Source organism: Streptomyces sp. NPDC060049 (genome assembly GCF_042736715.1).
In the GTDB taxonomy this organism is placed as follows: domain Bacteria; phylum Actinomycetota; class Actinomycetes; order Streptomycetales; family Streptomycetaceae; genus Streptomyces.
Genome location: NZ_JBHWVV010000007.1, coordinates 275847 through 302438 on the forward strand (window position 1 = coordinate 275847; position 26592 = coordinate 302438).

Annotated in this window: 26 protein-coding genes; 13 read left to right on the top strand and 13 right to left on the bottom strand. The window is 72.4% G+C overall.

Features of this window, described 5'->3' with window-relative positions:
* Nucleotides 1-60: 60 nt before the first annotated feature.
* Nucleotides 61-1767 (bottom strand): amidohydrolase, encoded by a 1707-nt coding sequence (locus tag ACFWBY_RS15780; RefSeq protein WP_385331405.1) that lies wholly within the window; start codon nt 1765-1767, stop codon nt 61-63.
* Nucleotides 1768-1897: 130 nt separating this feature from the next.
* Between ACFWBY_RS15780 and ACFWBY_RS15785 the strand changes: the two genes are divergently transcribed.
* The gene (locus ACFWBY_RS15785) at nt 1898-2593 is read left to right on the top strand and encodes a TetR/AcrR family transcriptional regulator (RefSeq protein ID WP_385331402.1); all 696 of its coding nucleotides are present in this window, start codon (nt 1898-1900) and stop codon (nt 2591-2593) included.
* A gap of 202 nt (nt 2594-2795) precedes the next feature.
* The gene (locus ACFWBY_RS15790) at nt 2796-4472 is read left to right on the top strand and encodes a flavin monoamine oxidase family protein (RefSeq protein ID WP_385331399.1); all 1677 of its coding nucleotides are present in this window, start codon (nt 2796-2798) and stop codon (nt 4470-4472) included.
* Between the two features lie 24 nt (nt 4473-4496).
* Here the strand turns inward: ACFWBY_RS15790 and ACFWBY_RS15795 are convergent, their stop codons facing one another.
* The gene (locus ACFWBY_RS15795; RefSeq protein ID WP_385331397.1) at nt 4497-6530 is read right to left on the bottom strand and encodes a prolyl oligopeptidase family protein; all 2034 of its coding nucleotides are present in this window, start codon (nt 6528-6530) and stop codon (nt 4497-4499) included.
* Nucleotides 6531-6699: 169 nt separating this feature from the next.
* Here ACFWBY_RS15795 and ACFWBY_RS15800 point away from each other — a divergent pair, with 169 nt between their 5' ends.
* Both ACFWBY_RS15800 and ACFWBY_RS15805 read left to right on the top strand, forming a co-directional pair.
* The gene (locus ACFWBY_RS15800; RefSeq protein ID WP_385331714.1) at nt 6700-7974 is read left to right on the top strand and encodes an MFS transporter; all 1275 of its coding nucleotides are present in this window, start codon (nt 6700-6702) and stop codon (nt 7972-7974) included.
* A 119-nt stretch (nt 7975-8093) separates the two neighbouring features.
* A complete protein-coding gene (locus ACFWBY_RS15805) occupies nt 8094-8480 on the top strand; it encodes a hypothetical protein (protein ID WP_385331394.1) in 387 nt (128 codons plus the stop codon).
* 181 nt (nt 8481-8661) lie between these two features.
* Here the strand turns inward: ACFWBY_RS15805 and ACFWBY_RS15810 are convergent, their stop codons facing one another.
* From ACFWBY_RS15810 to ACFWBY_RS15835, 6 genes are all read right to left on the bottom strand, one after another.
* Nucleotides 8662-8784 (bottom strand): hypothetical protein, encoded by a 123-nt coding sequence (locus ACFWBY_RS15810; protein WP_385331391.1) that lies wholly within the window; start codon nt 8782-8784, stop codon nt 8662-8664.
* Between the two features lie 172 nt (nt 8785-8956).
* The gene (locus ACFWBY_RS15815) at nt 8957-9829 is read right to left on the bottom strand and encodes a helix-turn-helix domain-containing protein (RefSeq protein WP_385331388.1); all 873 of its coding nucleotides are present in this window, start codon (nt 9827-9829) and stop codon (nt 8957-8959) included.
* 122 nt (nt 9830-9951) lie between these two features.
* Nucleotides 9952-11187, bottom strand: a complete 1236-nt coding sequence (locus tag ACFWBY_RS15820; protein WP_385331385.1) for an MFS transporter — start codon at nt 11185-11187, stop codon at nt 9952-9954.
* 254 nt (nt 11188-11441) lie between these two features.
* Entirely contained in the window at nt 11442-12086 is a 645-nt protein-coding gene (locus tag ACFWBY_RS15825) for a pyridoxamine 5'-phosphate oxidase family protein (protein WP_385331383.1), read from the bottom strand.
* A gap of 36 nt (nt 12087-12122) precedes the next feature.
* Nucleotides 12123-13370 carry a globin domain-containing protein gene (locus tag ACFWBY_RS15830; RefSeq protein WP_385331380.1) on the bottom strand — a complete coding sequence of 416 codons (1248 nt, stop codon included), beginning with the start codon at nt 13368-13370 and terminating at the stop codon, nt 12123-12125.
* Between the two features lie 427 nt (nt 13371-13797).
* A complete protein-coding gene (locus tag ACFWBY_RS15835; protein WP_385331378.1) occupies nt 13798-14160 on the bottom strand; it encodes a transglycosylase family protein in 363 nt (120 codons plus the stop codon).
* Nucleotides 14161-14790: 630 nt separating this feature from the next.
* Between ACFWBY_RS15835 and ACFWBY_RS15840 the strand changes: the two genes are divergently transcribed.
* Nucleotides 14791-15168 (top strand): hypothetical protein, encoded by a 378-nt coding sequence (locus ACFWBY_RS15840; protein WP_385331376.1) that lies wholly within the window; start codon nt 14791-14793, stop codon nt 15166-15168.
* 212 nt (nt 15169-15380) lie between these two features.
* Here ACFWBY_RS15840 and ACFWBY_RS15845 read toward each other — a convergent pair whose 3' ends face one another.
* Nucleotides 15381-15599, bottom strand: coding sequence for a hypothetical protein (locus ACFWBY_RS15845; RefSeq protein ID WP_385331374.1), 219 nt, complete (start codon nt 15597-15599; stop codon nt 15381-15383).
* Between the two features lie 191 nt (nt 15600-15790).
* Between ACFWBY_RS15845 and ACFWBY_RS15850 the strand changes: the two genes are divergently transcribed.
* Together ACFWBY_RS15850 and ACFWBY_RS15855 are read left to right on the top strand one after the other, a co-directional pair.
* The gene (locus ACFWBY_RS15850) at nt 15791-16996 is read left to right on the top strand and encodes an aromatic acid exporter family protein (RefSeq protein ID WP_385331372.1); all 1206 of its coding nucleotides are present in this window, start codon (nt 15791-15793) and stop codon (nt 16994-16996) included.
* Nucleotides 16997-17122: 126 nt separating this feature from the next.
* Nucleotides 17123-17311 carry a DUF6381 family protein gene (locus ACFWBY_RS15855; RefSeq protein ID WP_356661522.1) on the top strand — a complete coding sequence of 63 codons (189 nt, stop codon included), beginning with the start codon at nt 17123-17125 and terminating at the stop codon, nt 17309-17311.
* A 103-nt stretch (nt 17312-17414) separates the two neighbouring features.
* Here the strand turns inward: ACFWBY_RS15855 and ACFWBY_RS15860 are convergent, their stop codons facing one another.
* The 3 genes from ACFWBY_RS15860 to ACFWBY_RS15870 form a co-directional block, all read right to left on the bottom strand.
* On the bottom strand, nt 17415-17681 hold the full coding sequence (locus ACFWBY_RS15860; protein ID WP_385331370.1) for a DUF4235 domain-containing protein: 267 nt from the start codon (nt 17679-17681) through the stop codon (nt 17415-17417).
* A gap of 394 nt (nt 17682-18075) precedes the next feature.
* Entirely contained in the window at nt 18076-20205 is a 2130-nt protein-coding gene (locus ACFWBY_RS15865) for a SpoIIE family protein phosphatase (protein ID WP_385331368.1), read from the bottom strand.
* A gap of 389 nt (nt 20206-20594) precedes the next feature.
* Nucleotides 20595-21029 carry a hypothetical protein gene (locus ACFWBY_RS15870; RefSeq protein ID WP_385331366.1) on the bottom strand — a complete coding sequence of 145 codons (435 nt, stop codon included), beginning with the start codon at nt 21027-21029 and terminating at the stop codon, nt 20595-20597.
* An 87-nt stretch (nt 21030-21116) separates the two neighbouring features.
* On the opposite strand from ACFWBY_RS15870, the gene ACFWBY_RS15875 reads away from it, so the two are divergent.
* From ACFWBY_RS15875 to ACFWBY_RS15900, 6 genes are all read left to right on the top strand, one after another.
* On the top strand, nt 21117-21788 hold the full coding sequence (locus ACFWBY_RS15875) for a helix-turn-helix transcriptional regulator (RefSeq protein WP_385331363.1): 672 nt from the start codon (nt 21117-21119) through the stop codon (nt 21786-21788).
* Nucleotides 21789-21933: 145 nt separating this feature from the next.
* A complete protein-coding gene (locus ACFWBY_RS15880; protein WP_385331360.1) occupies nt 21934-22404 on the top strand; it encodes a cation:proton antiporter regulatory subunit in 471 nt (156 codons plus the stop codon).
* 5 nt (nt 22405-22409) lie between these two features.
* Nucleotides 22410-23654 carry a cation:proton antiporter gene (locus ACFWBY_RS15885; protein ID WP_385331358.1) on the top strand — a complete coding sequence of 415 codons (1245 nt, stop codon included), beginning with the start codon at nt 22410-22412 and terminating at the stop codon, nt 23652-23654.
* A 101-nt stretch (nt 23655-23755) separates the two neighbouring features.
* Nucleotides 23756-24721: a hypothetical protein gene (locus tag ACFWBY_RS15890; RefSeq protein ID WP_385331355.1), complete on the top strand. Its 966-nt coding sequence runs from the start codon at nt 23756-23758 to the stop codon at nt 24719-24721.
* A 161-nt stretch (nt 24722-24882) separates the two neighbouring features.
* A complete protein-coding gene (locus ACFWBY_RS15895) occupies nt 24883-25509 on the top strand; it encodes an HdeD family acid-resistance protein (RefSeq protein ID WP_385331352.1) in 627 nt (208 codons plus the stop codon).
* Between the two features lie 147 nt (nt 25510-25656).
* Entirely contained in the window at nt 25657-25956 is a 300-nt protein-coding gene (locus tag ACFWBY_RS15900; protein WP_385331350.1) for an SHOCT domain-containing protein, read from the top strand.
* A gap of 36 nt (nt 25957-25992) precedes the next feature.
* Here ACFWBY_RS15900 and ACFWBY_RS15905 read toward each other — a convergent pair whose 3' ends face one another.
* Complete coding sequence (locus ACFWBY_RS15905; protein WP_385331347.1) at nt 25993-26481, bottom strand: hypothetical protein; 489 nt, start codon at nt 26479-26481, stop codon at nt 25993-25995.
* Nucleotides 26482-26592: the final 111 nt, after the last annotated feature.

Sequence of the window (26592 nt, forward strand, 5' to 3'; positions counted from 1 at the left end):
GCGGCGCTCTCGGCGGCGGGGCGGTCGCGGCTCAGTCGGCTGCGACCCGGTGGTCGCGGCTCAGTCGGTCGCGGTGAAGACGAGTTCGCCGTCGATGTACGTGCGGAGCACGCGGGTGTCGGCGATCCCCATCGGGTCGTGGGTGAAGGGATCCCGGTCGAGCACGACGAGGTCCGCGTACTTGCCCACCTCGACGGTGCCGGTGACCTCGTCGAGGTGGTTCACCCACGCACTGCCGGCGGTGTAGGCGGTGAGCGCCTGGGAGAGGGTCAGGGCCTGCTCGGGGAAGAAGGGCGCCATCGGTTCGAACGTATCGGGCGAGTTGGGGGCCTCGTCGGGTACGGAGCGGTTGACGGCGACGTGGATGCCCCACAGGGGGTTGGGGCTGCTGACCGACCAGTCGCTGCCGGCGACGAGGCGGGCCCCGGCGCGCTGCAGGTCGCCGAACGGGTACTGGAGGCGGGCCCGCTCCGGTCCCAGGAAGGGGATCGTGAGCTCGTCCATCTGCGGTTCGTGGGCGGCCCACAGTGCCTGGATGTTGGCGGCAGCGCCCAGGCTCGCGAAGCGCCCGATGTCGTCGGGGTGGACGATCTGGAGGTGCGCGAGGTGGTGGCGGTTGTCGTTGGCGCCGTTGGCCTCGCGTGCCTCGGCGAGGGCGTCGAGCACCTCGCGCACGGCCCGGTCCCCGAGGGCGTGGAAGTGGATCTGGAAGCCCGAGGCGTCGAGCTGGGACACCGCCGCGGTGAGCACCTGCGGGTCGATGAAGCTGAGTCCGGAGTTGCCGGTGGCGCAGCCGCAGCCGTCGAGGTAGGGCTCCAGCATGCCGGCCGTGAAGTTCTCGGCGATGCCGTCCTGCATGATCTTCACGCTGGTGGCGTTGAAGCGGCCCACCCGGCCGCCGCGGCGGCGCTCCTCCAGCTCGGGTATCTGCTCGAGTCCGCGTTCGCGGTCCCACCACAGGGCGCCGACGACGCGTGCGCGCAGGGAGCCCTCCCGTGCGGCGCGCAGGTAGACGTCGTAGTTGTCGGGGTTGCCGGGGAAGGCGCCGATCATGGCGTCCTGCCAGCTGGTCACGCCGAGGGAGAAGAGGTGCTCCTGCGCGGCGAGCAGCCCGGCGTGCGCCTCGTCCGGTGTCGCGATGGGCACGTGGCGTGCGACCACGTCCATGGCGCCCTCCTGGAGGGTGCCGGCCGGGGTTCCGTCGGCCTCGCGCTCGATCCGGCCGTCGGCCGGGTCGGGCGTGGTGCGGTCGACGCCTGCGATCTCGAGGGCCCGGGTGTTGACCCAGGCGCCGTGGCCGTCGCGGTTGGTGAGCAGGACGGGCCGGTCCGGGACCACCGCGTCGAGCATGGCGCGGGTCGGCGTACCCCCGGGAAAGACGTCCATCGACCAGCCGCCGCCGCGGATCCAGGCCGCGTCGGGGTGCGCCTTGGCGAACTCGGCGACCACCGTGAGGTAGCCGTCGATGGTGCGCTCCTCGCTCAGGTCGCAACTGAGCATCTGGACGCCGGCCACCGCGGGATGGACGTGGGCGTCCTGGAAGCCGGGGACGAGCAGGCCGCCGTTGAGATCGACTATGTCGGTGTCGGCGTCCGCGAGGGAGCGCACGGTGGCCGCGTCGGCGACAGCGATGATCTTGCCGTCCGAGACGGCGACGGCGGCGTCGATCGGGGTGGGCCCGGTCCCGGTGAAGACCCGCCCGCCTACGAAGACGGTGTCGGCCCGCTGCTCGCCGGGCTTCCTGATCCGCTGCCTGTTGCTGGCCATCGACCCATCCTTCGGCTCGGCGGGAGATACCCCGCACGGCTTGTTCGTTGAGGAGGAGTGAACGGGAGCGCAACAATGTTGTCAACGGTGTTGCGCTGCCTCTGTTCCAAATCGATACACTGGCCCCACCATGCCGAAGCCATCCGACACACCCGCCCGGTCCAAGCGCGCGGGCAGCCAGCTCACACCCGACGCGATCATCGAAGCGAGCCTGCGCATCGCGGCTCGCGGCAGCGAGGACGCCTTCACCGTCCGACGTCTCGGCGAGGAACTCGGCGCCGACCCGACCGCGATCTACCGGCACTTCCGCGACAAGGACGAACTGCTGCTGTCCGTCGCCGACCGCACGCTCGGCGAGGTGCTCGACAGCATCCCCGAGGGCCTCGACTGGAAGGACCGGCTGCGGGCACTCGCGGACGGCTCCCTCGAAGTCGCACTCAGGTACCCGGTGGTCGGCTCGACCATGGCCAGCCGGACCACCCGCCGGCCGAACGAGTTCCGCGTCGTCGAGCTCATCCTCGGCGCGGTGACGGAGGCCGGGCTCGAAGGGGCGGAAGCCGCCGTCCACTACCGGATGGTCGGCGACTCCCTCCTCGCCTACGTCGGCCAGCGCGCCGCCTACCTGCTGTTCGACCCGGACGTCCGGGCCGCCGACGAGTCCTCCTGGAACCGCGAGTACCGGCTGGTCGACCCCGAGGGGTTCCCCAACATCACCCGGCTGAGCACCCAGTTGGCCGAGGTGACGGACGAGGAGATCTTCGAAGCCCGGGTCGAGGCGCTGATCACCGCGATCGAGACCAGGGCCGAGGCGCTGCGCGGCGTGTAAGGCCGCCTTTGCCGTGACCGGAAAGTCCACCCCTCACGTCCGAACGCCCGCACTTGCGCCCGGACTTCATCCGCACCCCCGCCCCTACCCCCGCTCGCACAAAAGTGGCGCAACACCGTTGACAACGGCGTTGCGCCACCGGTTCACTCCCCCTCAGTCCGAGTCCATGCCGTCTCAGCAGGATTCCGAGAAGAGGGATCTCATGCACCACGTGCACCAGTCGGCCAACCGCGCCGGCATTCCCGACCCGCTGCGCCTCGCCTTCTCCGTACACGCCGAAGCCCGCCGACGGGGCATGCCCGTTGCCGAGGTCATCGGCGAGAACACCGAGCACACCCGCCGCGAGCGCGAACGCCGCGCCGACGCACGGAGCTCCTCCGCCCGGATGCCGAGCCGGCGCCGCGTGCTCGGCGCGGCGGGCGCGATGGCCGTCGCCGCGGCGCTGCCCGGCGGCCTGCTCTTCCCGCGCGACGCGGCGGCGGCGACCGGCGCCGCCGCCCCGCGCATCGTGATCGTCGGCGCGGGGCTGGCGGGACTGCGCTGCGCGCACCGCCTGTGGAACCGGGCGAACCCGCTCGCCACGACGGTCTACGAGGCGGACACCACGCACATCGGGGGCCGCTGCTGGTCCCTCCGCGGCTTCTTCTCCGGCGGTGCGGTCCACGAGCACGGAGGTTCGTTCATCAGCTCCACGGACTCAGCCGTCCTCGGGCTGGCCCACGTCCTCGGCCTGCGACGGGAGTTGGCGGGCGGCGGCGCCCTGAACGCCGGGGACTACGCCGCCCGGATCGACGGCGTCTCCTACCCCGGCCTCGAGCAGCAGGACGACTGGATCGCCGCGGCCTACGACGCGTTCAGCGCCTCCTACGCGGCGGCCGGCACCGCGCGCTACGACAGCCACACGCCGGAGGCGTACCGGCTGGACCACCTCTCCTGCCTGGAGTACCTCGACGAGGTCGGACTGGCACCCGGATCCCGACTCGGACAGCTCGTCCGGTCCCTCCAGCTCCAGTCCGGCGGCGAACCCGCCGAAGCCTCGGCGCTCGGAATGATCGGCTTCCTGGGGGCCTCGTCCGTGTTCGCGGGCGGCGGCTTCGACGAGAAGTACCACCTCGTCGGCGGCAACGACCAGCTCGTCAGCGGGATGGCGGCACAGCTGCCGGCGGGGACCGTCCGCCAAGGACACGAACTCGTCGCCCTGCGCCGCAAGGGCGACGGCTCGTACACCTGCACCTTCGACCGTGGCGGGAACACGGTCACGGTGGCAGCCGACCACGTGGTGCTGGCCCTGCCCTTCAGCACCCTGCGCGACGTGGACCTCTCCGGGGCGGGCCTGTCCGCCCGCAAGCTGACCGCCATCCGGCAACAGGGCATGGGCCAGAACGCGAAGCTGGTCACCGAACTCTCGGCCAAGCCGTGGCCCGGACTCGGCTACAACGGGATCAGCAACACCGGCCCGCTCGGCTACCAGGCGGCCTGGGACGGCTCGGTCGCCCTCGGCCCGAACGGGTCCCCCGCGCTCCTGGTGGGCTTCCCCGGCGGGAACACCGCACGCGACACGCTCACCGGAGCCGCCCACGGTCCCGCGCCGGCCGCGGACGTCGACTGGTTCCTCTCCCAGGTCGAGCACGTGTACCCGGGCACCAGGGCCGCCTTCACCGGCAAGGCGTACGAGGACCACTGGTCGCGCGCTCCGTGGCAGCGGGGCGCCTACCAGTACTACAAGGTCGGCCAGTACACCTCGATGGCCGGCTGCGAGGGGCTCCAAGAGGGCCGGATCCACTTCGCGGGCGAGCACACCGACGTCGAGGACTCCACCCTCAACGCGGCCGTCGCCTCCGGCGAACGCGTCGCGGGCGAGATCGCCTGCCAGGTCTGATCCCCGCCCGCGAGCACGGCGCGCTCACCTCGGCGGGGTCAGCCGCTCCCACAGGAAGGTGTGGACGAGCGCCTCGTTGAAGGCGGTCTGCCCGTGATCGGTGGCGCCCGCGTGGCCGCCGCCGAGGTGCTCGTGGAACAGCACGGGATGGCCGTGCTCGCGCAGCCGGGCGGCCATCTTGCGGGCGTGCCCGGGGTGGACGCGGTCGTCGCGGGTCGAGGTCAGCAGGAGCAGCGGCGGATACGGTGGCCCGTCCGTCCGGACCTGGTGGTACGGGGAGATCCGTTCCAGGTGGGGCCGGTCGGCCGGGCTGTCGGGGTCCCCGTACTCGGCGATCCAGCTGGCTCCGGCGAGCAGCTTGTGGAAGCGGAGCATGTCCAGCAGCGGCACGTGGGCGACGACCGCGCCGAAGAGCCCGGGCTCGCGGGTGAGCATCGCGCCCATGAGCAGCCCTCCGTTGCTGCCGCCCTCGATGCCCAGCTGCGCGGGCGTGGTGATGTCCCGGGCGAAGAGGTCCCGGGCGACGGCGGCGAAGTCCTCGTACGCCCGGACCCGGTTCGCTCCGAGGGCCGCCTTGTGCCAGTCGGGCCCGTACTCGTGGCCGCCGCGGATGCCCGCGACGACGTAGGTGCCGCCGCGACCGAGCCAGGCGCGGCCGGTGACCGCGCTGTAGCCCGGGACCATGGAGATCTCGAAGCCGCCGTAGCCGTAGAGCAGGGCGGGGCCGGGGCCGGGGCGGTCCTGGGGCCCGACGACGAAGTAGGGCACGCGCGTGCCGTCCGCGGACGTCGCGAAGTACTGGCGGACGGCCAGGCCTTCGGTGTCGAAGAGGGCCGGGCCCTGCTTGACGCTCTCATCGGCGCCGGCCGGCGCCGTGCCCCGGTAGAGGGTGGACGGCTGGAGGAAGCCGGCGACGTTCAGGAAGAACTCGTCGCTCACGTCGGGGTCGGTGCCGGTGACGGAGGCCGTGGACAGCGGCGGTACGCCGGCGAGCGGTGCGCGGCTCCAGCCGTCGGGACCCGGGCCGGGGGTCAGGATCTCCATCCGGGAGGAGACGTCGGCGCTGGTGGTGAGGATCAGGTGGTGGCGGGTCCAGCTCCAGCCGGCGAGGGCCGTGTGCCCGTCCGGGGTGAACAGCACCGCCGCCTCGCGGTCCCCCGCGCGGAAGGCGTCGAAGTCGAAGGCGAGCAGGCTGCCCGCGTCGTGGCCGAGCCACGGCGACTTGGGGGCGACGATCAGCCACTCGCGGTGGACGGAGGCGCCGGCGTCGTCCGGTACCTCGATCTTCAGGGGCGCGCCGGCGGACCCGTCCTCGGGGAGGAGGAAGAGCTCCTGCTGCCAGAAGTCGATCTGCCGGTGGATGAAGTCCCGTTCGAAACCGGGGGTGTCGTCGTGGTGTCCGGACGCCGACAGGTCCGATGGCCGGCCCTCGTAGACCGCCTCCGCCTGCGCCAGGGGCGTGCCGCGCCGCCAGCGGCGCACCTGGAGGGGGTAGCCGGACCCGGACATCGAGCCGGGGCCGAAGTCCGTCCCGATCCAGACCCGGTCCCGGTCGATCCACCCGATCCGGGTCTTGGCCTCGGCGACCTCGAAACCGCCCTCGACGAACTCCAGCGTCTGAAGATCGAACTCGCGCACCACGCAGGCGTCCGCGCCGTCCCTCGACAGCATGACCAGGGCGTGGCGGTGCTCGGGCGCCAGGACGGCGCTGCCCGCCCAGGCCCACTTCTCGTTCTCGGCGGCGGCCAGCGCGTCCAGGTCCAGGACGGGCTCCCAGACGGGCCGCTCCTTGCGGTACTCCTCCAGCGTGGTGCGCCGCCACAGGCCGCGCACGTGGTCGGCGTCCTGCCAGAAGTTGTAGAGGTGACGGCCCCGGCGGCGCGTGTAGGGGATCCTGCCGTCGTCGTCGAGGACCTCGCGGATCGCCGACTCCAGCACCTTGAAACCGGGTTCCGCCGCCAGCTCGGCCACGGTCTCCGCGTTGCGTTCACGGACCCAGCCGAGGGCTGCCTCGCCGGATACGTCCTCGAGCCAGAGGTAGGGATCTGCTTCACTCATCCGCCGATTGTGCAGGATGGGCGACGGCGCCCCCGACCACGGTACGACCGGCCCGCCACCGCCCGGCCCGTTCTCCCCCCTGCGCCCCGCCCGTCCCGTCCACAGCGGAAAATCCGTTGCCCCGGGCGGGGCCCGGGGCCGACCATGGCCCGTCGTGAGCAGATCCCGCTTGGCCTCCGTACTTCCCGACCTCACCCCTCTGCGGTCCAGCCCCGACTTCCGGCTGCTCTTCTACCAGGGCACGGTCACCTTCTTCGGCTCGTTCATGGCGATGATCGCGCTACCGCTCCAGATCAAACACCTGACGGACTCGCCGCTCGCGGTCGGCGCCATGGGCGCCGTCGAGCTGGTTCCGCTGGTGGTCTGCGGTCTCTACGGGGGCGCCCTCGCCGACGCCGTCGACCGGCGGCGGATGATCCTGCTGACCGAGGCCGGGCTCGGGCTGCTCGCCCTGGTGCTCCTGGTGAACTCCGCCCTGCCGGATCCCCTGCTGTGGCCGCTGTACGTGGTCGCGGGCGGGGTGTCGGGCCTGACCGGACTCCAGAGGCCCGCCCTGGACTCGCTGATGGCGCGGATCGTGCCGCACGACCAGCTGACCGCCGCCGCCGCGCTGAACGGCCTCCGCTACCAGTTCGGCGCGATCGCGGGTCCCGCGCTGGCCGGGCTGATCGTCGCGTACGCCGGATACGCCGCGGCGTACTCGCTCACCGTCGCGGGCTTCCTCGTATCGGTACTGCTGTGCCTTCGGCTGCGGCCGGCTCCGCCCGTCCGGGGCGCCGAGCCCCCTTCGCTGCGCGCGGTCGCCGAGGGGGCGCGGTACGCGTGGAGCCGGCCCGTGCTGCTCGGCACGTACGCCGTGGACCTGGCGGCGATGGTCTTCGCCTTCCCGAACGCCGTCTTCCCCTTCCTCGCCGACGAGCTCGACGCGGTGTGGGCCCTGGGTCTGATGTACGCGGCGGGCGCGGCGGGCTCCATGGTGCTGGGGCTGACCAGCGGCTGGGTGTCGCGGGTACGCCGGCACGGACTGCTCGTGGTCTGCGGGGCAGGGGTCTGGGGACTGGCGGTGGCGGCCGCGGGCTGGACCGCCGACATCCGGCTGGTGCTGCTGTGCCTCGCGGTGGCGGGCGCGGGCGACATGCTCAGCGGGCTCGGGCGCGCCACGATCTGGAACCAGACGATCCCGGAGGCGCTGCGGGGCCGGCTCGCGGGCATCGAGGTGCTCTCGTACAGCGTCGGCCCGCAGCTCGGCCAGGTCCGGGCGGGCACGACGGCCGGGTGGACCGGCACCCGCACGGCCCTGTGGAGCGGCGGCCTGGCCTGCGTGGCGTCGGTGGCCGCATTGGCCGCGCTGCTCCCGAAGCTGATCTCCTACGACGCGTCCACGGACGAGGACGCCCTGCGCCGCCGCGCGGAGAAGGAACCGGAACGGAGCGCGAGCTCCTGACCGGAGGATGGTCCGTGCGCCGGGGCGTCTGCCACACTGGCGCCCGACCCGGCGCGGGCAGGCCGTTTCGCCGGCCCGCGCCCCACTGGAACCACGGGCTCTCGCAGGAGGAACGCGGTATGGGACTGACCGTCAGATCCGTTGTCGCCACAGGAATCGCACTGCTGGGTACGACCGCCGGACTGGTACTGGCTCCGGCGGCCGCGGCGGCCGCACCGGCCTGCCCGTATCCGTACGTCTGCTTCTACAACGTGGACGAACTCGACAACCCCGCCGCGAAGATGACCGGCAAGTACCAGGTGGTGACGAGTGGGTGGCAGTGGTTCACCGGAAGCTCTCGGGGCGCCGACTACGTGGTGAACACCCGCAACGACGACGTGGCGTACGTGCACATGACGGACGGCAAGGTCATCTGCGTCGAGAACAACAGCAGTTACTCCTTCATCAACGACGAGCCGCTCCGCTACGCGGATGCCATCCGGATCTCCTCCGCGTCGAACTGCTGACCTCACCCTCGGCACTTGCCCCCCGTACCGGCCCCCGGTCCCGCTCCCAGGGCGGGGCCGGGGACGAGTCCGGCGGCGGGCCGGTCGCACGGTGAGCCGTCCGCGACAACCCCCGTATGTGCGGCGCTTCCCGTATCGGCAGGCAGGCGCGGGGCAGTCCACAACCCTGCCGCACGCGACGTCAGCGGCCGTTCGTGTCACCGCCCTCTCGACGTCTGCGGTTGCGCCGGCCCAGTGCCCCCGCCAAACCGATCAAGCCGCCTGTGAGCGCGCCGCCCACGAGGATGCGCAGCAGCTCTTCCATCGTGTGCTCCCCTCCGCGTCAGGTACACCGCCGCCCGGTCCGCCCCCCGGCGGCCGGTCGGAGGCCTCTCCTCCCGGCGGAGGCCTTCGGTGTGCTGGGTGTTCGATCGACTACGAACCGGGACACTACCGACGTGCGGGCGGCCTGGCTTGGACAAAATTGACCTCGCCCCTCACAGGGTGAGGGCTCCCTCGGCCACGCAGGCGGCGGCCATCTGGCCGGGAGTGGTCCCGGCCAGAGCACGGAACTCGCGGTTGAGGTGGGCCTGGTCGTAGAAGCCGCAGGCGGCGGTCACTTCGGTGGGGCCCGCACCCTCACGGGTGACCAGCCGCACGGCCCGGTGGAAGCGCAGCACCCGGGCGGACGCCTTGGGCGTCAGGCCGATCTGCTGGGTGAACCGGCGGATCAGGTGGCCCTGGCTCCAGCCGACTTCGCCCGCGATGCGGCCGACCGGGATCGCCCCGCCGGCGCGGGACAGGAGTCGCCAGGCGTGGCTCACCTCGGGCGCGGGGCGCGGGCCGCGCTGGAGGCGAACCGACAGCGCGTGGTCCAGCAGGTCGAACCGGGCTCCCCAGTCGCTGGTGGCCGCCAGTTGTTCCACCAGCACTCCGGCCTCGGGTCCGAGGGCGTCACGGAGTTCGACCACCCTGTTGGTCAACTCGCTCATGGGCAGGGCGAACAGCCGGTAGGCGCCCAGCGGGGTCAGCTCGAGCCGGATCGCCTCTTGGCCGCCGGGGTGGTCACAGACCCGGGGTCCGTCCTCCAGACCGGCGACCAGCGAGCCCGTCACCCGGCTGTTCGGGCCCGTGTCACCGAGGCGGCGGATCTGGGCGAACGGCTCCCCCAGGCTGATGACGACGACCGCTCGCCCGGTGGGTACCAGCCGCACCCGGTAGGGCGAGGCCGCCGCCTCCCAATAGCCGGCGTAGCTGTGTACGAAGGGGCGCAGTTGGTGAGGCCACGGGCGCGTCACCCGCCACCGGCCGCCCAGCCGGGTCACCTCCACTCCCCGACCGGCCGTGCTCGTGCTCGTGACCACCGGCATGTCCTCTCTCCCTCCCGTGGCTACGGGCGTCCAGCGCCGGCAGTCGTCCGCTTTCATGGCGATGGCACCAGGCTACTGACCACATCCGGCACCGCCTGCCCGGATACGGGGTTCCGGGGATGTCAGGGCGTGTGCAGGCGGGTGGCGTCCGGCGCCGTGGCGGGGCGTCGGACGAGTAGGGTGTCCAACCGCTGCAGAGCGGACCGGCGCTGGACGGCCGACAGGGCTACGACGGCCGCGCCGAGGGCGAGCCAGCCCGCCGGGCCGGCCGTCATCACCGCGCCGGTCAGGAGCAGCGGGCCGGCGGACTTCTGGATGGACTGGGCCATGCCCGCCACGCCCAGGTAGGAGGCCTTCGCCTCAGCTGGGGCGAGCGAGACCGCCAGCTCCCAGGAACTCACCGAGCGCGTCAGCTCCGCCACGGTGACCAGTACGGCCGCGGCGAGGAGCCCGGCCGAGGCGGCCGCGGCCCCGGCCCCGGTGGTGGCGGCCAGGAGGGCGCAGCACGCGAGCATCGTCAGCCCGTACAGGAAGACCGCTGCCGCGGCCTGGCGCGGCTCCTGGACCTTGTGCGACACGCGCAGTTGGAGTACGACGACGAGCACGGTGTTGGTCACGAGGAAGGCCGGGATCAAGGCGTGCGGTGCCTCGGTGTGGTCCACCAGCCACAGCGGCAGGCCGATGCTCAGGATCGAGTCGTCCAGGTTCATCGGTATGTCCAGCAGTACGAAGCGCAGGTAGCCGCGGTCCCGCCACGGGCTCGGCGCGTCCCGCCGGCACTCCGCTGCCGCCGGATCGCCGGTGCGCGCGGCCACGCGCCCGTGGCCGCGCGGTTCGCGGGTGCGCCAGACCAGCGCCGCGGCCGCGAGGAAGGACAGCGCGTTGGCCAGGATCAGGGCGTGGTAGGCCTCCCGCGTCCCCACGGCGAGGCCGGCCGCCGCGATGCCCGCGCCGAGCGCGTAACCGGCGTTCGCCGTGCTGCGCGACAGTGCCTGGTAGGTGGTTCGCCGCTCACCGGCCGCGCGCGTGGCGAAGAGCATCTCGAGGGTCTTGGCCGCGCGGTCGCCGAGGTAGGTGACGGCGACCACGGGCAGCAGGACGTCGAAGCGGGTGACCACGAGCAGCGTGCCGAGGGTGCCGAGGCGCAGGAGGTGACAGCCGATGAGCAAGGAGCGCACCGGGAAACGGCCGGCCGCGTGGCCCGCGAGGGGTGATCCGGCGATACCCGCCAGCGCGGCCGCGCCCAGCAGGAGACCGAGCCGCCCCGCGTCCAGGCCGATGACGAAGGTGAAGAACAGGACCGAGGAGGCGGCCCACAGCCCCGTGCCGGTGCGGTCGAGGAACTGGGCGAGCAGCATGATCCTCGCGTCCCGGCCTCCGGGTGGCCGTCGCAACTGGGCCACCAGGCCTTGCCGTTCCTGCCGTTCCTTCGGGCTGTCCGCACCGCGCCGCCACATCCCAGGCCTCCGAGTCCCCCGCCAGGTATCTCGACATCGAGATACCTGGCGTAGCTTGCCCGAGGTTTAATCTTGACGTCAAGATACTTCCGGCCGGAGTTCGGGCGTCGCGGGTGTCGGCGAGAGGGATACGTCCGGATCCGCTCCCACTCCCGTCACCCGGCCGGTCGTGCGCCACCCTGCGCGGGCAGGACGTGTCCCGCGCCGCCCTGCGGCCCGGCGAAGTAGTCGGCGTCCCGGGGGCGCGCGGCGTCGTGGCCGGCGGGACGGGGAGCGGGTTCCAGGTGGGGTATGTACTTGGAGCAGTGGATGTACGCCTCTTCGACGTCCAGTTGGACCCACATCTCGGGGCTGCGCCCGGACACCGGCCCGGCGGGCAGGCCGGGGTGGAGGGAGCGCAGCCCGGCGTCGGTGTGGAGCCGGGCCACACCGTTGACGTGGAGGCCTATGCGGTGGTGCGTGAAGTCCACGAAGAGCATGCCCAGGTGGGGGTTCTCCGTCATGTTGCCGGCGCTGGCGAACACGCCGTTCCCGCGGAACTCCGGGTAGGCGAGCGTGCGGTCGTCGATGACGTGGACGAAGCCGGGCGGGCCCGCGCGGAAGCTGGCGTCGCATGCTCCGCGGGCGTCCGACGTGGCGAGGAAGACCATGGTCTGGCGGCCGATGAAGTCCCGCATCTCGGCCGTGAGGTACGGGTGTACCTGCTTTCCGTAGAACCGGGCGGCGCGGTCGGCGGTGCCCAGCTGTTGCTGCAGCCGGTGCTCGCCTACTGATCCGAAGGGCGGCGGGGGCAAGGTCACGGGGTGTTCTCCTGGCGGTTCGGGCAGGCTCTTGGCTCAGGGAAGGGACAGGACGGGCGTTTCGAAGGGGTCGTGGTGGATGCGGTCGGGCGCGGTGCCGGCCAGGGTGAGCGCCTCTTTCGCCGACGCGACCATCCGGGCCGGGCCGCTGAGGTAGGCGTCGTGCTGGTACCACGGCCCGAACTCGGCCAGAACGTCCGGCAAGGAGCCCCGCAGCCCGGGGATGTATTCGTCGGAGACCGCGCCCCTGATGGTCAGCCAGTGATGCCGCTGGGCCATGCGGAGCATGTCGTCGACGCCGTACAGCTCGCCCCCGGTCCGGGCCCCGAGGAAGAGGTCGACCTGGTGGTGCCCACCGCGCCGCACCACCTCTTCGACGAGCGCGCGGATCGGGGCCAGGCCGGTGCCGCCGGCCACGAAGAGCAGATCCCTGGAGGCGGCCGAGTCCAGGACCATGTCGCCCATCGGGGGACCGAGCGAGATCACGTCACCCACGACCGCCCGGTGGACCAGGGCGCCGCTGACCGCCCCGCCGGCCACCGCGCGGACGTGCAGGGTGAGGGTGCCGTCCTCGCGGGGCGCGTTGGCGGGAGAGTAGTAGCGCCACTGCTTCGGCTGCCAGGGGGTCTCGACGCTCACGTACTGTCCGGCGGCGTACTCGTAGGCCTCGTGCGGTCGAACGGTGATCTCGGCTATGCCGTGCCCACGGGGGACGCGGTGCACGACCGTGGCGGGCCACACGGCGGGCCGTCGCGCCGCGTCCTCCTCGGCGGCACTGATCATCACTTGGGCGACGAGACCGTAGGCCTTGGTCCAGACGGCGGCGATGTCCTCGGTCCACGCGGGGCCCGCGTACCGGGCCAGAGAGGCGAGGAGGCACTCGCCGACGGCGGAGAAGTGCGCGCCGAGCGTGCCGAACTTCCGGTGATCGCGACCGAGGTGTCCGCAGAAGCGGACCAGGCTCTGCGGGTCGTCGACCAGGTCCACGATGCGCAGGAGCGCCCGCAGCAGGCGGCCGCGCTGGGCGTCCATCCCCGGGGGGAACATGGGGCGGACCGCGGGGTAGCGCGCGAAGAGGATCGCGTAGAAGTAGACCGTCATGTCCGCCGCGAGCGGCTCGACCACCGAGACGGAAGCACGCAGGAGGTCGATCTCGCGGGGCGACAGGGGAGCCTCGGCGGCCTGGGGCTCCGCGGCGTGTACGGCCGGACCCGGGGCGGGCGCCAGGTCCTCCGGGGTCGGGAAGGCGGAAGGGTTGCCGGAGCGGCTGAGCCGGAATCTCAAAGGAGCGCCCCCCCGTCCGCTATCCGGGATGGCTTGTCGGGGGCGGCTCGCCCGGTGGAAGCGGCGATCGGTGCGTCGGCATGGGCGAACATGATTCCTCATCGGGCGGCGGGGCACTGAAGCGGATCAAGAGGTTCCGGACGGTACATGATCGTGCGGGTGACTCAGAAGTAGCCAGGAGAAGCAGGCCGTAACGGGCATGGCACTCTCTTCGGGACATCTGGTGCGCCGCTACCCCGCCGGCGAGAGGCGCCGCCGCCGGGCCGCCCGGCAGCGCTCAGCACGGGCCGGGTCGCAGATCACGACTCCAACTGCCTTCGTGGTGCGGCGGGAAGACGGATGCGGTCGTCAACAGCCACTGTGCGTCTTCGCGTCCGGCCGCGGTCCACTGCGGGGCGGCTCCGCCGCCCCGCGGAGGGCGTTGCCTTCAGCGACGGCGCGCGCAGGTCCAGGCCCCCATGCCCTGGATCTTGGCGAGTCTGCGCGCGGTCGCGATCTGCTCCGCCTTCGTGGCGAGGTCGGCGCGCGGTGCGTACTTGCGGCCTCCGGCCGCTTTCCAGCTCGACCGGGTGAACTGCAACCCGCCGTAATGGCCGTTGCCGGTGTTCGCCCGCCAGTTCCCGCCGGATTCACATCGGGCGATGGCGTCCCAGTTGGTGTTCGGTTTGGAATGGACGGCGGCGGCGTGTGCTCCGGAGACGTCCAGGAGGGCCACGGTCAACAAGACCGTGACCGCGAGCAGTTGACCGATCGTGCTCCGGCTTCGCCGGTCCTCGTGGTGGCGCGACATCAGTCCTCCTTCGCTGTTGGTGCGGACCTGCCGCGAACAGCGGGCGGGCCCGCGTACGACCGTGTTCGGGTCGTGGCCACAGCACAGCACGGGCCGGCCTGCATACAGCGGCACTTACCGTCGTGAAGGGGATGACGCCACCCGAACGGACGCTCTGCGGACCCTCGTAAGGCCGCCGCGGCACCGAACCGGCCCTGGCCCGACCGTGGCACCGGCGCGACCGACGCCGATCCCCGACACCGGCCGCGGCGACAGCCGTGCTCGCGATCCCCGCCCCCACCGGCACCGTTCCCCGACGGCCGGCCGCGCGCCCGTTCAAATGACGGCAGTCCGCGCGGCCCTCCTCACCCCCACCCGGCGCGCGCGCCGAACTCCGCCGCGAACCTTGCCGGAAGCCAGAGCTGCACCGACTTCAAGACGGCCTGGGCCGTCTCTTTCGGATCGTGGCGGCCGAGCCCGCGGCGTCCGGTGCCGTGCACGGCAAGGCGGAGGGGCGTGCCGCGTACTGGACGTACTGGGGCGCCCCGACAACGCGGCCAGGTGCGGTACACAGGCGCCGCGGGCCCGGCAAGATCCGAAAGAGACGGCCCAGACCCCCGTTCGTCGGGATGCGGCGCTACGCTCCGCAAGGTGGAACGCGCAGAGGTACTCAAGCGGGTGATCGGCATCCTCACCGAAGCCCAGGACATCCGCAGGGCCGTGGAAACGGGCGAGGAGGACAGCGACGGCGGCGACGACCCGGCGGCGACGGCCGGGGTGGCCACGATGCTCCTGAACGAGATGCTGCCGTCGATCAGCGTGCCGGCCGACGCGACGCCGCAGCAGGTGGCGGCCCTGGTCGCCGAAGCCCTCGGCCCGGCCCTGCACACGATGGTCTCCGGGTTCAGCCTGGCGTTCACCAGCCTCGCGATCGCGCACGACAGTGGGCGGACGGACGTCTCCGCGATCGAGGTCCTCCAGGAACTCGCCCTCGAGGTCGAGGCGGGGACCTACGACGAAGGCCCCTGACCAGGGGTTGGCCGCGCTTCCTCCCGCGCGACCCGGGCCCGGACCGCCGACCCCGGCGCGGCCCCCGAACCGCCGACCCCGGCGCGGCCCCCGACGCCTTCCCCGGCGCCCCGCCCGGGGAGCCGGGGAAGGCGCACCGCACCGAACACGGCGTTCCCCCAAGCCGTCCCGGCCACGGCCCCGGCCGGGACGCGCACGTCGGGGTGCGCGGGTCAGCCCGCTTCACCGTCCTGGTCTTCGGGGGTCTTCCGCTCCCGCGTCCTCATCCGCTGCTCCCGGATCCTCATCTCGTCGGGGCCCTTGCCGGCCACCGGCTTGCTCGCCTCGGGATGTACCGGGTCGGGGCCGGGGTGCTCCTGCGCCTGCTCCTCGCGGCCCTTCCCCGGCTCCTGACGCTTGTTCTCCTTGCCCTGCACGGCGTCTCCCCTCATCAGGCCCCATTTGGGGCACAATGCCCCATGCCACGTACCTACCCGCATCGCGGAGCCGTAGACGAATTCGGGCGGAGTCGGTCCCGGCGGCCGGCCGTATCCGCGAGGGGTCGCCGCGGGCCCCATCGGGAGACGGAGAAAGTGCCGACCCGCGACGCGTCATCCGGTGACCTCGCGGGAAGGTGCCCGGCATGCCGGAAATGATCAGCAGGATCGTCACCCGTGTCGCCCAGCGCCGCCGCGAGCCGGTCGCCGTCCAAGCCCTGCGGTCCACCGCGGCAGCGGTCATCAGCTACGCCGTCGCGCTCCGCCTGAGCAGCGAGCCGAACCCGCTGACCGCCCCGCTCACCGCCCTGCTCGTCGTCCAGGTCACTCTGTACTCCACGCTGACCACCAGCATCCGCAGGGTGAACTCCGTGGTGGTCGGCGTCCTGATCGCGATCGGTTTCAGCGTGCTGGTGGGCCTCACCTGGTGGAGCCTCGGCCTGCTCATCCTGGCCTCCCTCGTGGTGGGCCACCTGGTCCGGGTCGACGAGTTCGTCCCCGAGGTCGCGATCAGCGCCATGCTCGTCCTCGGTGTCACCCAGGTCACGGACACCGCCTGGGACCGGGTCCTGGAGACGGTCATCGGCGCGGTGGTCGGGCTGCTCGTCAACCTGCTGCTCGCACCGCCCCTCTGGGTCGGCCCGGCGGGCGCCGCGATCACCGACCTCGCGCTCCGCATGAGCCGGCTCCTCGACCACCTCGGCGAGGAGACGTCCGGCCCGACCAAGGTCGAACAGGCCGCGGCCCGGCTCCACGAGGCACGCCGGCTCGACAACGACATCGCGCAGGTCGACGCCGCCCTGCGGCAGGCCGAGGACAGCCTCCGGCTCAATCCGCGGGTCAAGGAGGGCCTGCTCTTCAGGCTGGTGCTGCGCACCGGCCTGGACACCCTGGAGATCTGCGCGGTGGTGCTCCGTGTCGCCTGCCGGACGCTCGCCGACCTGACGAAGGCCCGCCCCGACGGTCCGCTCTTCGAGGCCGGGACCGCGGCCGCGCTCCAGCAGGTACTGCGCCATACGGCGACCGCCGTGGAGAGCTTCGCCCAGCTGATCACGGCTCAGGTCAGTGCCAACGCGGAGGAGGCCGAGGCCCGTCTGACCGGGGAGCTGGCCGTGGCACGGGCCCACCGCGACCGGCTGGCGGATCTGCTGCTGGCCTCCGCCCTACAGGATCCGGCGCACTGGCAGCTGCGCGGCGCGCTGCTCACCGACATCGACCGGGTCCTCGACGAGCTGGACGTCGACACGCGGTCCCGGCGCCTGCTGGAGGAACTCGACCAGCACGCCCGCGCCCGGCGCCCGGGCCGCCTGCGCGGGCGCCTGCGCGGGCGCCTGCGCCGGACGCCGAAGTGAGGAGGCCCTCGTCGGGACCCCGTTCCGGGCAGCCCCGCCGTGGCGGCGCGCGCTGCTTACGGTGGCGGGCGGACGCCCACGCTGTTTGGCTGGAGGCACCCGCATTCCACGAACCAAGGATTGATCATGAGCGGCGAGAACCAGCCGAGCGAACGAGCCCGGCAGATGCGTGACAAGGCTCAGGAACTGGAGCAGGCGGCGCAGCACGCCACCGATCCCGCGGAACGGCAGCGGCTGACGGAAAAGGCCCTGCACATCCGGGAGAAGAGCGAGCAGGAGAACGGCAGGGGCAGCGGAACCATGGACCCCATGTAGACGCGCGCAGCCAGCTGCCCAGCCCCCGTGGTTCCCCTGGAGGCTGGGCAGCTGGCCATCACGGACCTCCCGCCCGGGCCGGGACCCGGGCGGCGCGCGGGGTTCACCCCGGCCAGGTGCCCGTCACCCGTCGGGTCGCAACGGCCCCGGAACGGTCGACGGCGGCTTTGACGACGGCGAAGATCGCGCCCTGGAGACCCGCGGCGATGAGGATCTCCTTCCAGGAGCGGTCCTCGTCGGTGGCGCCGGGAGCGTCACCCTGCCCTTCGATCAACTTCCAGGCCTGCTTGAACGCCATCCCCGCGATCATGCCGCTGACGGTGCCCAGAGCCAGCCCGACCGGCCTGTACGCGATCTTCGAGGTCTTCATGTGCGCCCCCGCCCACGATGCGCCGACAGGGTGACGACCGGGACGGCGCCGACAGCGTTCAGCTCACGCCGAGTAGTCCGTTTCCCGGGAACCGCCTGGCCCGCTCCGTCCGGAGTCCAGGGCCGAAGTCCAGCCGTACTCACGATCATCCCCTTCTCGAGTCGGGCGCGTGAGGGACCCGGACTCGTCGCATCCGGGCGCCCTCGGGCAGGAGCCAGGCGGGGCGGCCGCCGAGGGGGCGCCGATGCCGAGCGCGGCGGATGACGCGCTCCGCCTGCACTCCGCCTGCCCGGCCCCCGGCGGCTCATTCACCCTGCGGATGTCCGGGGCCGCCGAGCCGGGCGTCATCTCCCGGAGCCGGGCGGCTCCCACTCCTGCGGGGCGGTCGCCCGCTTCACCGTTCGGAGGATGCCTGGATCAGGAGGAGGGCGATGTCGTCGTGACGCGGCGCGGAAGCCGTGGCGTATGCGACGAGGGCGTCGGCGACGGCGTCCATCGTGCGGCCTTCGGCGTGGGCGAGCTGGCGGGCGAGGTCGGCCGTGGTGACGTCGATGTCGATGCCCGGAGCCTCCACGAGTCCGTCGGTGTACAGGGCGAGCATGCTGCCGGGAGGCAGCGGGACCTCGGTGGTCGGATAGTCGGCGTCGGGGTCTATGCCGAGCAGCAGGCCAGGGGGGACGTCGAGGACCTCGGTACGTCCGTCGGGGTGGCGCAGGATCGGCGGAGGGTGTCCGGCGGTGGCGATGCGCGCCCGGTGCCGTGCGGTGTCGATGTGAGCGATCAGGCAGCTGGTGAACAGTCCCGGGTCGAGGTCGACCAGGAGGCGGTTGGTGCGGGCGAGGACCTCCCCGGGGGGTGTGCCGACGGTGGCGTGGGCGTGGACGGCGGTACGGACCTGTCCCATGAGGGCGGCGGCGGTGACGCTGTGGCCCTGGACGTCTCCGATCGCGGCGGCGACCGCGGTCCCGCCGCAGCGGATCAGGTCGTAGAAGTCTCCGCCGATGTCCATGCCGCGGCCCGCGGGCAGGTAGCGGGCGGCCACGTCCAGGCCCGGCACGCGGGGCAGGCTGTGCGGGAGCAGGACCGATTGCAGGGTCTGGGCGAGCTCGTGCTCGGTGTCGTAGAGGCGGGCGCGGTCCAGTGCCTGGGCGAGGAGGCCCGCCAGTGAGGTGAGCACGGCGCGTTCGGCCGGTGTGAAGGGGTGGGGCTGGGCGTAGGCGAGGACGAGAGAGCCGACGAGCCGGTCGGAGGCGATCAGGGGCAGGAAGGACCAGGAGGCCATGTCGTCCAGGTGGACGGCGGAGGGGTACGCGCGCTGGAGGTCGGCGAAGTCGCTGAAGAAGCTGGGCTCACCGGTGCTCAGGACCCGTGCCGTCGGCGTGTCGGCGGTCAGGGACTGGGCGTCGAAGCGTTCCATGAGCTCGGCGGTGTATCCGCGGTAGCCGATGATGTGGAGCCGGCCCTCTTCTGCCGTCAGCAGGGCCAGGGCCTGGGGGCCGAAGGCGGGCACGATCTGGTCCGCGACGAGATCGACGACCTCTTGCACCCCGACGGCCTCGGTGAGGGCGGCGGCCAGGTGCATCAGGTGGTAGAGGGAGGTCGCGCCGGCCAGCTCCGCGGACGGTGGCGGGTGCCGAGGCGACAGGTGCGCCGTCCCAGGGGCCGTGGCCGGGGTGATGTGGACGCTGATGCCGGATGCGTCGGGGTACAGCTGGAACGACAGCCACGTATCCGGTGGACGCAGCGCGGTGAAGGAGGTGGGCAGGCGGCTGACCACCGCTCCCCGGTAATGGTCTTCGAAGACGGGCTCGCGCATCCACGGGAGCACCTCCCACGGCCGGGAGCCCCGTAGGACGTCGGCGCCGGCGCCGACGAGGCCCGTCGCGGCGGCGTTGATGTAGGTGATGCGGCCGTCCAGGTCCATGGCGCAGCAGCCCACCGGCAGGCGCTCGGCGAAAGTGACCGCGGCCAGCGCTTCCCCGCGTTCGGGGGCGCGTGAGCTGGGTGGCGGCAGTACCCGGGGCTTGTCCCCCGGCAGCGCGAGGTGCCCGGCGTCGGCGGCCTGCTGCAGCAGGGCGCCGGCCGTGCGGCAGAAGGCGTCGATCGCCTCGTTTTCGGCCGGGCCCAGTTCGGGCGGGCGGAAGCTGGGCCAGAGCAGCACGAGGCCGCCCGTCGAGGTGGTGCCGTCCGTGATCGGGGCGGCGGCGAGCATGAAGTCGTAGGGCAGCACGAGCCCGAGCCTCGGATAGCGGCGGGCGATCTCTTCGCGGCCGCTCAACCACACCGGGCGCCCGTCGCGTACGGCGTCCGCGACGGGGATCGGTGCGGTGATGTCGATCCGGGCCCACGGAGCGGTGATGTGTGCCGGGGCCCCCGACACCACCGCCAGGTGCAGGACCCGCTCACCGGGCGGAAACAGGTAGACGAGAGCCATGGAAGCGCCGGTTCCCCGGACCACATCGGCGACGGCGGCGTCGAGCCGCTCCGGGCCGGGGCCCGCGGGGGAGGCGGCTGGGGAGCGCATGCCGTCACCGCCGCCGTTCGGCAGCGTGGGCGGACCGATCGCGCCAGGGGCGGACGCGGGCCGCCTCCGCCCCGATGCCCGGACCGGCGCCTCTCGGCGCCCAGCCGGCGCCGGCCTCCCGGCCGGCCGTCACCGGGTGCCCTGACATCGCGGCGCCGCACCCGCCACACCGGCCGTCACCCATATGGCGACCATATGTCCGCTGTGCGGGGACGGCATCCCCGCCCGTGCCGGGCGAGGTGTGCCGGCCGTCAGGCTGTCAGCGCGGCCGCGGTGACGCCCGGAGAGCAAGGGCCCGATCACGGTCCGGGGGTCCGAGCGGGCACGGTAGGGCGGGCGACGCCGTCAGGCGCCACCCGCCGGAGGGATTCAGCGCGCTCCGCGCCCGTTCACGGCTGCTTCCGCTCGGGGTGGTAGCGCTGGGCGAGCCGCGCGAGCGCGACGGCGCCGAGGAGCAGTCCGAAGTCGCGCAGGGCGACGTCGTAGTAGCCGGGGATGGTCAGCAGGTTGACGATGATGCCCGCCAGCCAGCCGGCCACCAGCCAGCCCCCGAACCGCGGGGCCAGGGCCACGACGATGCCGGCCACGATCTCGATCACGCCGACGGCGTACATGGCCGCCTGGGCACTGCCGGGCACGATGTCGTCGATCCACGGCGCGAGGTAGGTGGGCCAGTCCACGAGTAGGTTGGCGAACTTGTCCAGCCCGAACAGGATCGGCGCGACGGTGAATCCGATGCGCAGGATCACGAACGCCTGGTAGCCGGGGTCGGTGCGCAGCGCCCGCCGAGGGGCGGAGGTGGTGCTTGTGGGTGCGGAGGTCATGACCCCTCCTTCTATCGACAAGTTTCATTAACAATAGAACCCTCGTCCAGCTCTTTAGTCAATGGCTGTGGGTTTTACACTGGGTGCGTGGACACCTCGAAGGAAGTACGCGACGCCGACGTCTCCGCCATCGCCGCCCTCGACGAGCCGACCCGCCGGAGGCTGTACGACCACGTGGTGCGCCAGTCGGCCCCCGTCAGCCGGGACGAGGCGGCCGCCGCCCTCGGGTTGGCCCGCCAGACCGCCGCGTTCCACCTGGACCGGCTCGCCGCCGAAGCGCTGCTCGACGTCGTCTACGAGCGCCGCAGCGGACGGTCCGGACCGGGCGCGGGAAGACCGGCCAAGCTCTACCGCCGCTCGGCGAAGCAGGTCGCCGTCCACCTGCCTGACCGCCGCTACGAGCTGGCCGGACGGCTGCTCGCCCAAGCCGTGGAGGAATCCGACGCGACCGGCGGGCCGGTGCGCGAGGTGTTGCATCGCAAGGCCGGGGAACTCGGTGCACGACTGGGCGCGCAGGACGGGACGAACGCCTTCGACCTGCTGGAACGGTACGGCTTCGAGCCGCGCCGCGAGGACGATGCCGTCGTCCTGGCCAACTGCCCCTTCCAGGTGCTGGCCCAGGAGCACACCCGGACGGTGTGCGGCATGAACCTCCACCTGCTGCGCGGAATTCTCGACGGCCTGGGCGAGGCCGGACTCGAGGCGTGCCTGGCGCCCGGCCCCGGACGGTGCTGCGTCCGGCTGCGGCCGGCCGCCTGACGGGCCGGGCGGCTCCCGCACGTGTCTGCGACCCGGGGTGGCACGATGGACCCGCGCCCGGCCGGGATCCTGCCTCCCGACCACCCGGCGCCGTACCGCCATCGAGCACAGAGCAAGGGGGGACAGAGCTGTGCCCGCTCCACGCATGAGCACCACACCGCTGCCCGGCATAGGGGTCCAATACGACCTCACCACCCGCGAGAACCGCCACCTGTCGGTCATCGCCCACCGGGACGGCACGCGGACCGTGAACGTCTACCGCGCCGACGACCCCGACGCCTGTGCACAGTCCCTGCACCTGACCGGGGCGGAGACGGCTTCGGTGATCGATGCGATGATGCCCGCCCACCACAGTCCCAACGTGCTGCACACCACCGATCTGGGGCTGGTGGCCGAGCGGATCGAGCTGTCGGCGCACTCGTACTGGAACGGCCGCCTGCTGGGCGAGACCCGCATGCGCACCGAGACCGGCGCCTCGATCGTGGCCGTCCTGCGCCGCGCGGAAGCCCGCCCCTCCCCCGCCCCGGACTTCCGGCTCGCCGGCGGGGACACCCTGATCGTGATCGGCACCCGCGAGGGCGTCGACACGGCGGCCTCGATACTCGGACGGGAGTGACACCCGTGCACTCCGCTGTCTTCCTGATCGAGTTCGGCGCGATCATCCTCGGCCTGGGTCTGCTCGGCAGGCTCGCCGGCCGCTTCCACTTCTCCCCGATCCCCCTGTACCTTCTGGCCGGCCTCGCCTTCGGCACCGGAGGGCTCTTGCCGATGGGGGCGAGCGAGGAGTTCGTCGCGATCGGCGCCGAGATCGGCGTCATCCTGCTCCTCCTCATGCTCGGGCTGGAGTACACCGCCAGCGATCTGGTCTCCAACCTCAAGACCCAATACCCCGCGGGACTCGTCGACTTCACCCTCAACGCCGTACCCGGGGCGGTCGCGGCCCTGCTCATGGGGTGGGGGCCGGTCGCCGCCGTGGTCCTGGCCGGGGTCACCTGGATCTCGTCCTCCGGCGTCGTCGCGAAGGTGATGGGAGACCTGGGCCGGCTCGGCAACAGGGAGACTCCGGTCATCCTGAGCATCCTGGTCCTCGAAGACCTGGCCATGGCCGTCTACCTGCCCATCATCACCGCTCTGCTGGCCGGCGTCAGCCTCGCGGCCGGCAGTCTCACACTGGCCATCGCGCTCGGCGTCGCGGGCGGGGTGCTGTTCGTGGCGGTCCGGTTCGGCCGCCACATATCCCGCTTCGTCTCCAACGACGACCCGGAGAAGCTCCTCCTCGTGGTCCTGGGCCTGACCCTGCTCGTCGCGGGCCTCGCCCAGCAGCTCCAGGTGTCGGCCGCCGTCGGCGCGTTCCTCGTCGGCATCGCCCTCTCCGGCGAGGTCGCCGAGGGAGCCCACACCCTGCTCAGCCCGCTGCGGGACCTGTTCGCCGCCGTATTCTTCGTCTTCTTCGGCCTGCACACCGACCCCGCCAGCATCCCGCCGGTCCTGCTGCCCGCCCTCGCGCTGGCGCTGGTCACGGCCGTGACGAAGATCGCGACCGGCTACTGGGCGGCCCAGCGGGCCGGGGTCGGGGTCAAGGGACGCTGGCGGGCCGGTGGAACGCTCGTCGCCCGCGGCGAGTTCTCCATCGTCATCGCCGGGCTCGCCGTCACCGCCGGGATCGAGCCCGCCATGGGCCCGCTCGCGACCGCCTACGTCCTGATCCTCGTGGTCGTCGGACCGCTCACCGCCCGCTACACCGAACCCGCCGCAGCCTGGATCAGCCGCCGGCGCGGCCCGTCCGGGCCGGTCCCGACCGGCATGCCCTCCCGGCCGGGGCCCGTGGAGGCCGTCCAGGACCAGGATCCGGTCGGCCGTACGTGAACGAAGCCGCCCGGGTGCTCGGGCCCGAGCACCCGACGGCCGCACCACCCGTTCGTTAGGCTTGTGGGCAGACGTCCGTTTCCCTTCGACGGGAGCGTCACGTGTCGTACCGCTCGCTGCCCTCCTTGACGCGATCGGCCGTCCCGGCGGCCTTCGTGATCGCCCTGACCTGTGTGCCGTCCGGCCCCGCGCTCGCCTTCACCGGCGGCAACCACGAGACCATCACACGGGCAGCGCTGCCCTGGGAGCCGGTCACCCTGGCCGAAATGGCCGATGCGCGCGACGGCGCCGTCAATGCCAATGACCACGGCGGGTACTTCCTCATGGGCCCTCTGCACTGCGACAACGCCGACTACATCGCCCCCGGCCACGCCCGGGACTATCCCCGCAGCCGGGACGAGGCCACCACCGAGCTCCTTGCCTGCATCCGCACTTCGGTCGCCCGCTTCCGGAACGCGGTCCGGGCGGCCGACGGCCTCGTCGACGAGCAGGGCAAGGTCCGGGCCGACCAGAACGACCTGTCCTCCCACTGCACCTGGCAGAAGGCACCCACCCGCGCCAAGTGCGACGTCCTGGAACAGCTCGGCCGCGGCTGGCACCCGATCCAGGACTTCTACTCGCACTCGAACTGGTCCGACCGGACCCCACCCGGTGCGGTCGGCACCGCCGACCCTCCCGGCCTCGCGCGCACCGATGTCGCCCCCTTCCTCGACATCCGCCGCTACAGCTCCATGAAGGACGCCGACTGGACCCGGGACGCGCGCACGCGCATGCCCGTCGACCTCACGACGGGCTGCTACTCCGACTTCGACTCCACCGGCGTCAAATCCGAGGACTGCGCGGGCCGCGTCACGCACAACCGCGAGCTGAACAAGGACACCGCCGCGTCCCGCCGCTCAAAGTCCGGAGACAACTTCGACCACGCCGTCTCCGGAGCCACCGCCGAGACCACCCGCCAGTGGAACGACTTCAAGGCCGAACTGCTCGCGGCCTATCCGGACCACCGGCGCGGCGAGCAGATGATCTGCGCCCTCGTCCACGACGACCCGGTTGCCCGCTGCCCGTGAGCCCGGAGCAACCTCGCTCCGGCCGCCCTTCGCGGCCCGCGGCCCGACCCTGAGCAGCGAGCCGTACCACAACGACCTAAAGTGGGACCGATAGGTACACAAGGCATGTCCGACGTCCTTTGGATACCCCGAAGGGTCGTTCGGCTGGCCCGGGAGGCGTGATGACCGTACCCTCCGACACCGCACGGCAGCACACACAGAGCGATCCCGAGGACGTCCTCAAGCAGCTCGGAGGCTCGTGGCACTGGGCGCTCGGCTTCGCCCTCACGACCCTGATCCCTGGCATCCTCGTACTCGTCTGGCCCGACGAGACGTTGCACATCCTGGCCGTGATCATCGGTCTGCAGCTCCTGGTGGCCGGCGGCTTCCGTTTCGTCACGGCCTTCTCGCACAGCAGCGACGGGGGCGGCAGCAAGCTGGCGGGCGTCCTGATCGCCCTGCTCGCGTTTCTGGCGGGCGTCTTGGTCCTGCGGCATCCGATGCAGACGATCGGCGCACTCTCCCTGATCGTCGGAGTGTTCTGGCTGTTGACCGGCGTCCTCACGGCGTACGTCGCGATCGCCGACCACGCGCTCGTGCACCGCGGCTTGCTCTTCGCACTGGGCGCCCTCGGCGCCGTCGCCGGAATCGTGGTGCTCTGCTTCCCGGTCGACTCCGCGGTCGCCCTGACACGACTGCTGGGGCTGTGGCTCGTGCTGCTCGGCGTGTTCGAAGTGGTGATGGCCTTCGCCCTGCGCTCCGCCACCCGCCGGATCACACCCCCGCCCCCGCCCCCGCCCCCAGGGTGACCATCCGACGCCCCGGGGCGGCAGCCTTGCCGCCCGAGGACGCCCGCAAGCGCGCGCGTCCCGCGTCGGTGCCATGCTGGATGGAACGGGAGGGCCGGCGGCCGGTACGGCCTGTCCGGCCCGGCCCCCGACAGAGGGAGAAGCAACGTGCCTGGTCTTCTTCGAGGAGTAGCGCGCACCGCGGTGGTGGCCGGTACGGCGACCGCCGTCTCCAACCGGGTATCGCGGCGTCAGGCCGGCCGATGGGCCGAACAGGACACGCAACCCGCTGCGCAGTCCGCTCCGCCCGCCCCCGTCGCACCGCCCGCCCCCGTCGCACCGGCTCCGCCGGCTGACGACATGACCAGTCGCATCGATCAGCTGAAGGAGCTCGGGGCTCTGAAGGCACAGGGAATCCTGACCGAGGCGGAATTCACGGAGCAGAAGAGCAGGATCCTCAACTCCTGAACAGGCGTCGGCCACCACGGCGGGGAGCGTCCGCGTCTACTCCTCCGCCGCCTGCTCCGCGGCACGCACCTGGGAGGCGAACTCCTCCTCGGGCATGCGCTCCAGGGCCCCGCCGTGGCGCCGCGCCAGTTCGTCCGCGGGCTCCCGCGCGGCCTCGTCCAGATCGACGATGAGCAACGACGAACCCTCGTCGATGCGACTGCTCAGCATGATCAGACCCGCGCCGTCCCTCAACAGCTCCTCATTCTCGACTGCGCCGCCCAGGGCCGCGCCGGCCGCGGCACCGAGCAGGACACCCAGTGGTCCTCCCAGCAAGCCGAGCAGTCCGCCGGCGAGCCCGCCGCCGGCCGTCCGCCGGCCGGCTCCCTGCACATGCGTCTCCGGCACATCGAGCAACCCCTCGGCGGAGCGCTCCAGGACCGAGGCCTGACGCAGCCCCGGCAGCGTCAGAGCATCCTGGAACGCCGCCCGGCCGGCCTCCCGATCAGTGAACGAGATCAGCAGCACCTGATGGCTGTCCGCCATGTCGACCGTCCTCCGTTTGCGCGCGCCGGACCCTCGCTCCCACCTTCACAGTGTGGCGGCGGATCCCGTCCGCGACCCGTCCGCGGCGCCGCCGAGTGGACCCGCGAGGCC

Excerpts from the sequence above, each read along its gene's own strand:
- ACFWBY_RS15895 (WP_385331352.1), top strand. The coding sequence starts at position 24,883 with ATGACCGTACCCTCCGACACCGCACGGCAGCACACACAGAGCGATCCC.
- ACFWBY_RS15820 (WP_385331385.1), bottom strand. The coding sequence starts at position 11,187 with ATGCTGCTCGCCCAGTTCCTCGACCGCACCGGCACGGGGCTGTGGGCC.
- ACFWBY_RS15845 (WP_385331374.1), bottom strand. The coding sequence starts at position 15,599 with ATGAGGGGAGACGCCGTGCAGGGCAAGGAGAACAAGCGTCAGGAGCCG.
- ACFWBY_RS15835 (WP_385331378.1), bottom strand. The coding sequence starts at position 14,160 with ATGTCGCGCCACCACGAGGACCGGCGAAGCCGGAGCACGATCGGTCAA.
- ACFWBY_RS15810 (WP_385331391.1), bottom strand. The coding sequence starts at position 8,784 with ATGGAAGAGCTGCTGCGCATCCTCGTGGGCGGCGCGCTCACAGGCGGC.
- ACFWBY_RS15790 (WP_385331399.1), top strand. The coding sequence starts at position 2,796 with ATGCACCACGTGCACCAGTCGGCCAACCGCGCCGGCATTCCCGACCCG.
- ACFWBY_RS15855 (WP_356661522.1), top strand. The coding sequence starts at position 17,123 with ATGAGCGGCGAGAACCAGCCGAGCGAACGAGCCCGGCAGATGCGTGAC.
- ACFWBY_RS15850 (WP_385331372.1), top strand. The coding sequence starts at position 15,791 with ATGCCGGAAATGATCAGCAGGATCGTCACCCGTGTCGCCCAGCGCCGC.
- ACFWBY_RS15785 (WP_385331402.1), top strand. The coding sequence starts at position 1,898 with ATGCCGAAGCCATCCGACACACCCGCCCGGTCCAAGCGCGCGGGCAGC.
- ACFWBY_RS15780 (WP_385331405.1), bottom strand. The coding sequence starts at position 1,767 with ATGGCCAGCAACAGGCAGCGGATCAGGAAGCCCGGCGAGCAGCGGGCC.
- ACFWBY_RS15860 (WP_385331370.1), bottom strand. The coding sequence starts at position 17,681 with ATGAAGACCTCGAAGATCGCGTACAGGCCGGTCGGGCTGGCTCTGGGC.
- ACFWBY_RS15870 (WP_385331366.1), bottom strand. The coding sequence starts at position 21,029 with ATGACCTCCGCACCCACAAGCACCACCTCCGCCCCTCGGCGGGCGCTG.
- ACFWBY_RS15865 (WP_385331368.1), bottom strand. The coding sequence starts at position 20,205 with ATGCGCTCCCCAGCCGCCTCCCCCGCGGGCCCCGGCCCGGAGCGGCTC.
- ACFWBY_RS15815 (WP_385331388.1), bottom strand. The coding sequence starts at position 9,829 with ATGCCGGTGGTCACGAGCACGAGCACGGCCGGTCGGGGAGTGGAGGTG.
- ACFWBY_RS15805 (WP_385331394.1), top strand. The coding sequence starts at position 8,094 with ATGGGACTGACCGTCAGATCCGTTGTCGCCACAGGAATCGCACTGCTG.
- ACFWBY_RS15880 (WP_385331360.1), top strand. The coding sequence starts at position 21,934 with ATGAGCACCACACCGCTGCCCGGCATAGGGGTCCAATACGACCTCACC.
- ACFWBY_RS15905 (WP_385331347.1), bottom strand. The coding sequence starts at position 26,481 with ATGGCGGACAGCCATCAGGTGCTGCTGATCTCGTTCACTGATCGGGAG.
- ACFWBY_RS15795 (WP_385331397.1), bottom strand. The coding sequence starts at position 6,530 with ATGAGTGAAGCAGATCCCTACCTCTGGCTCGAGGACGTATCCGGCGAG.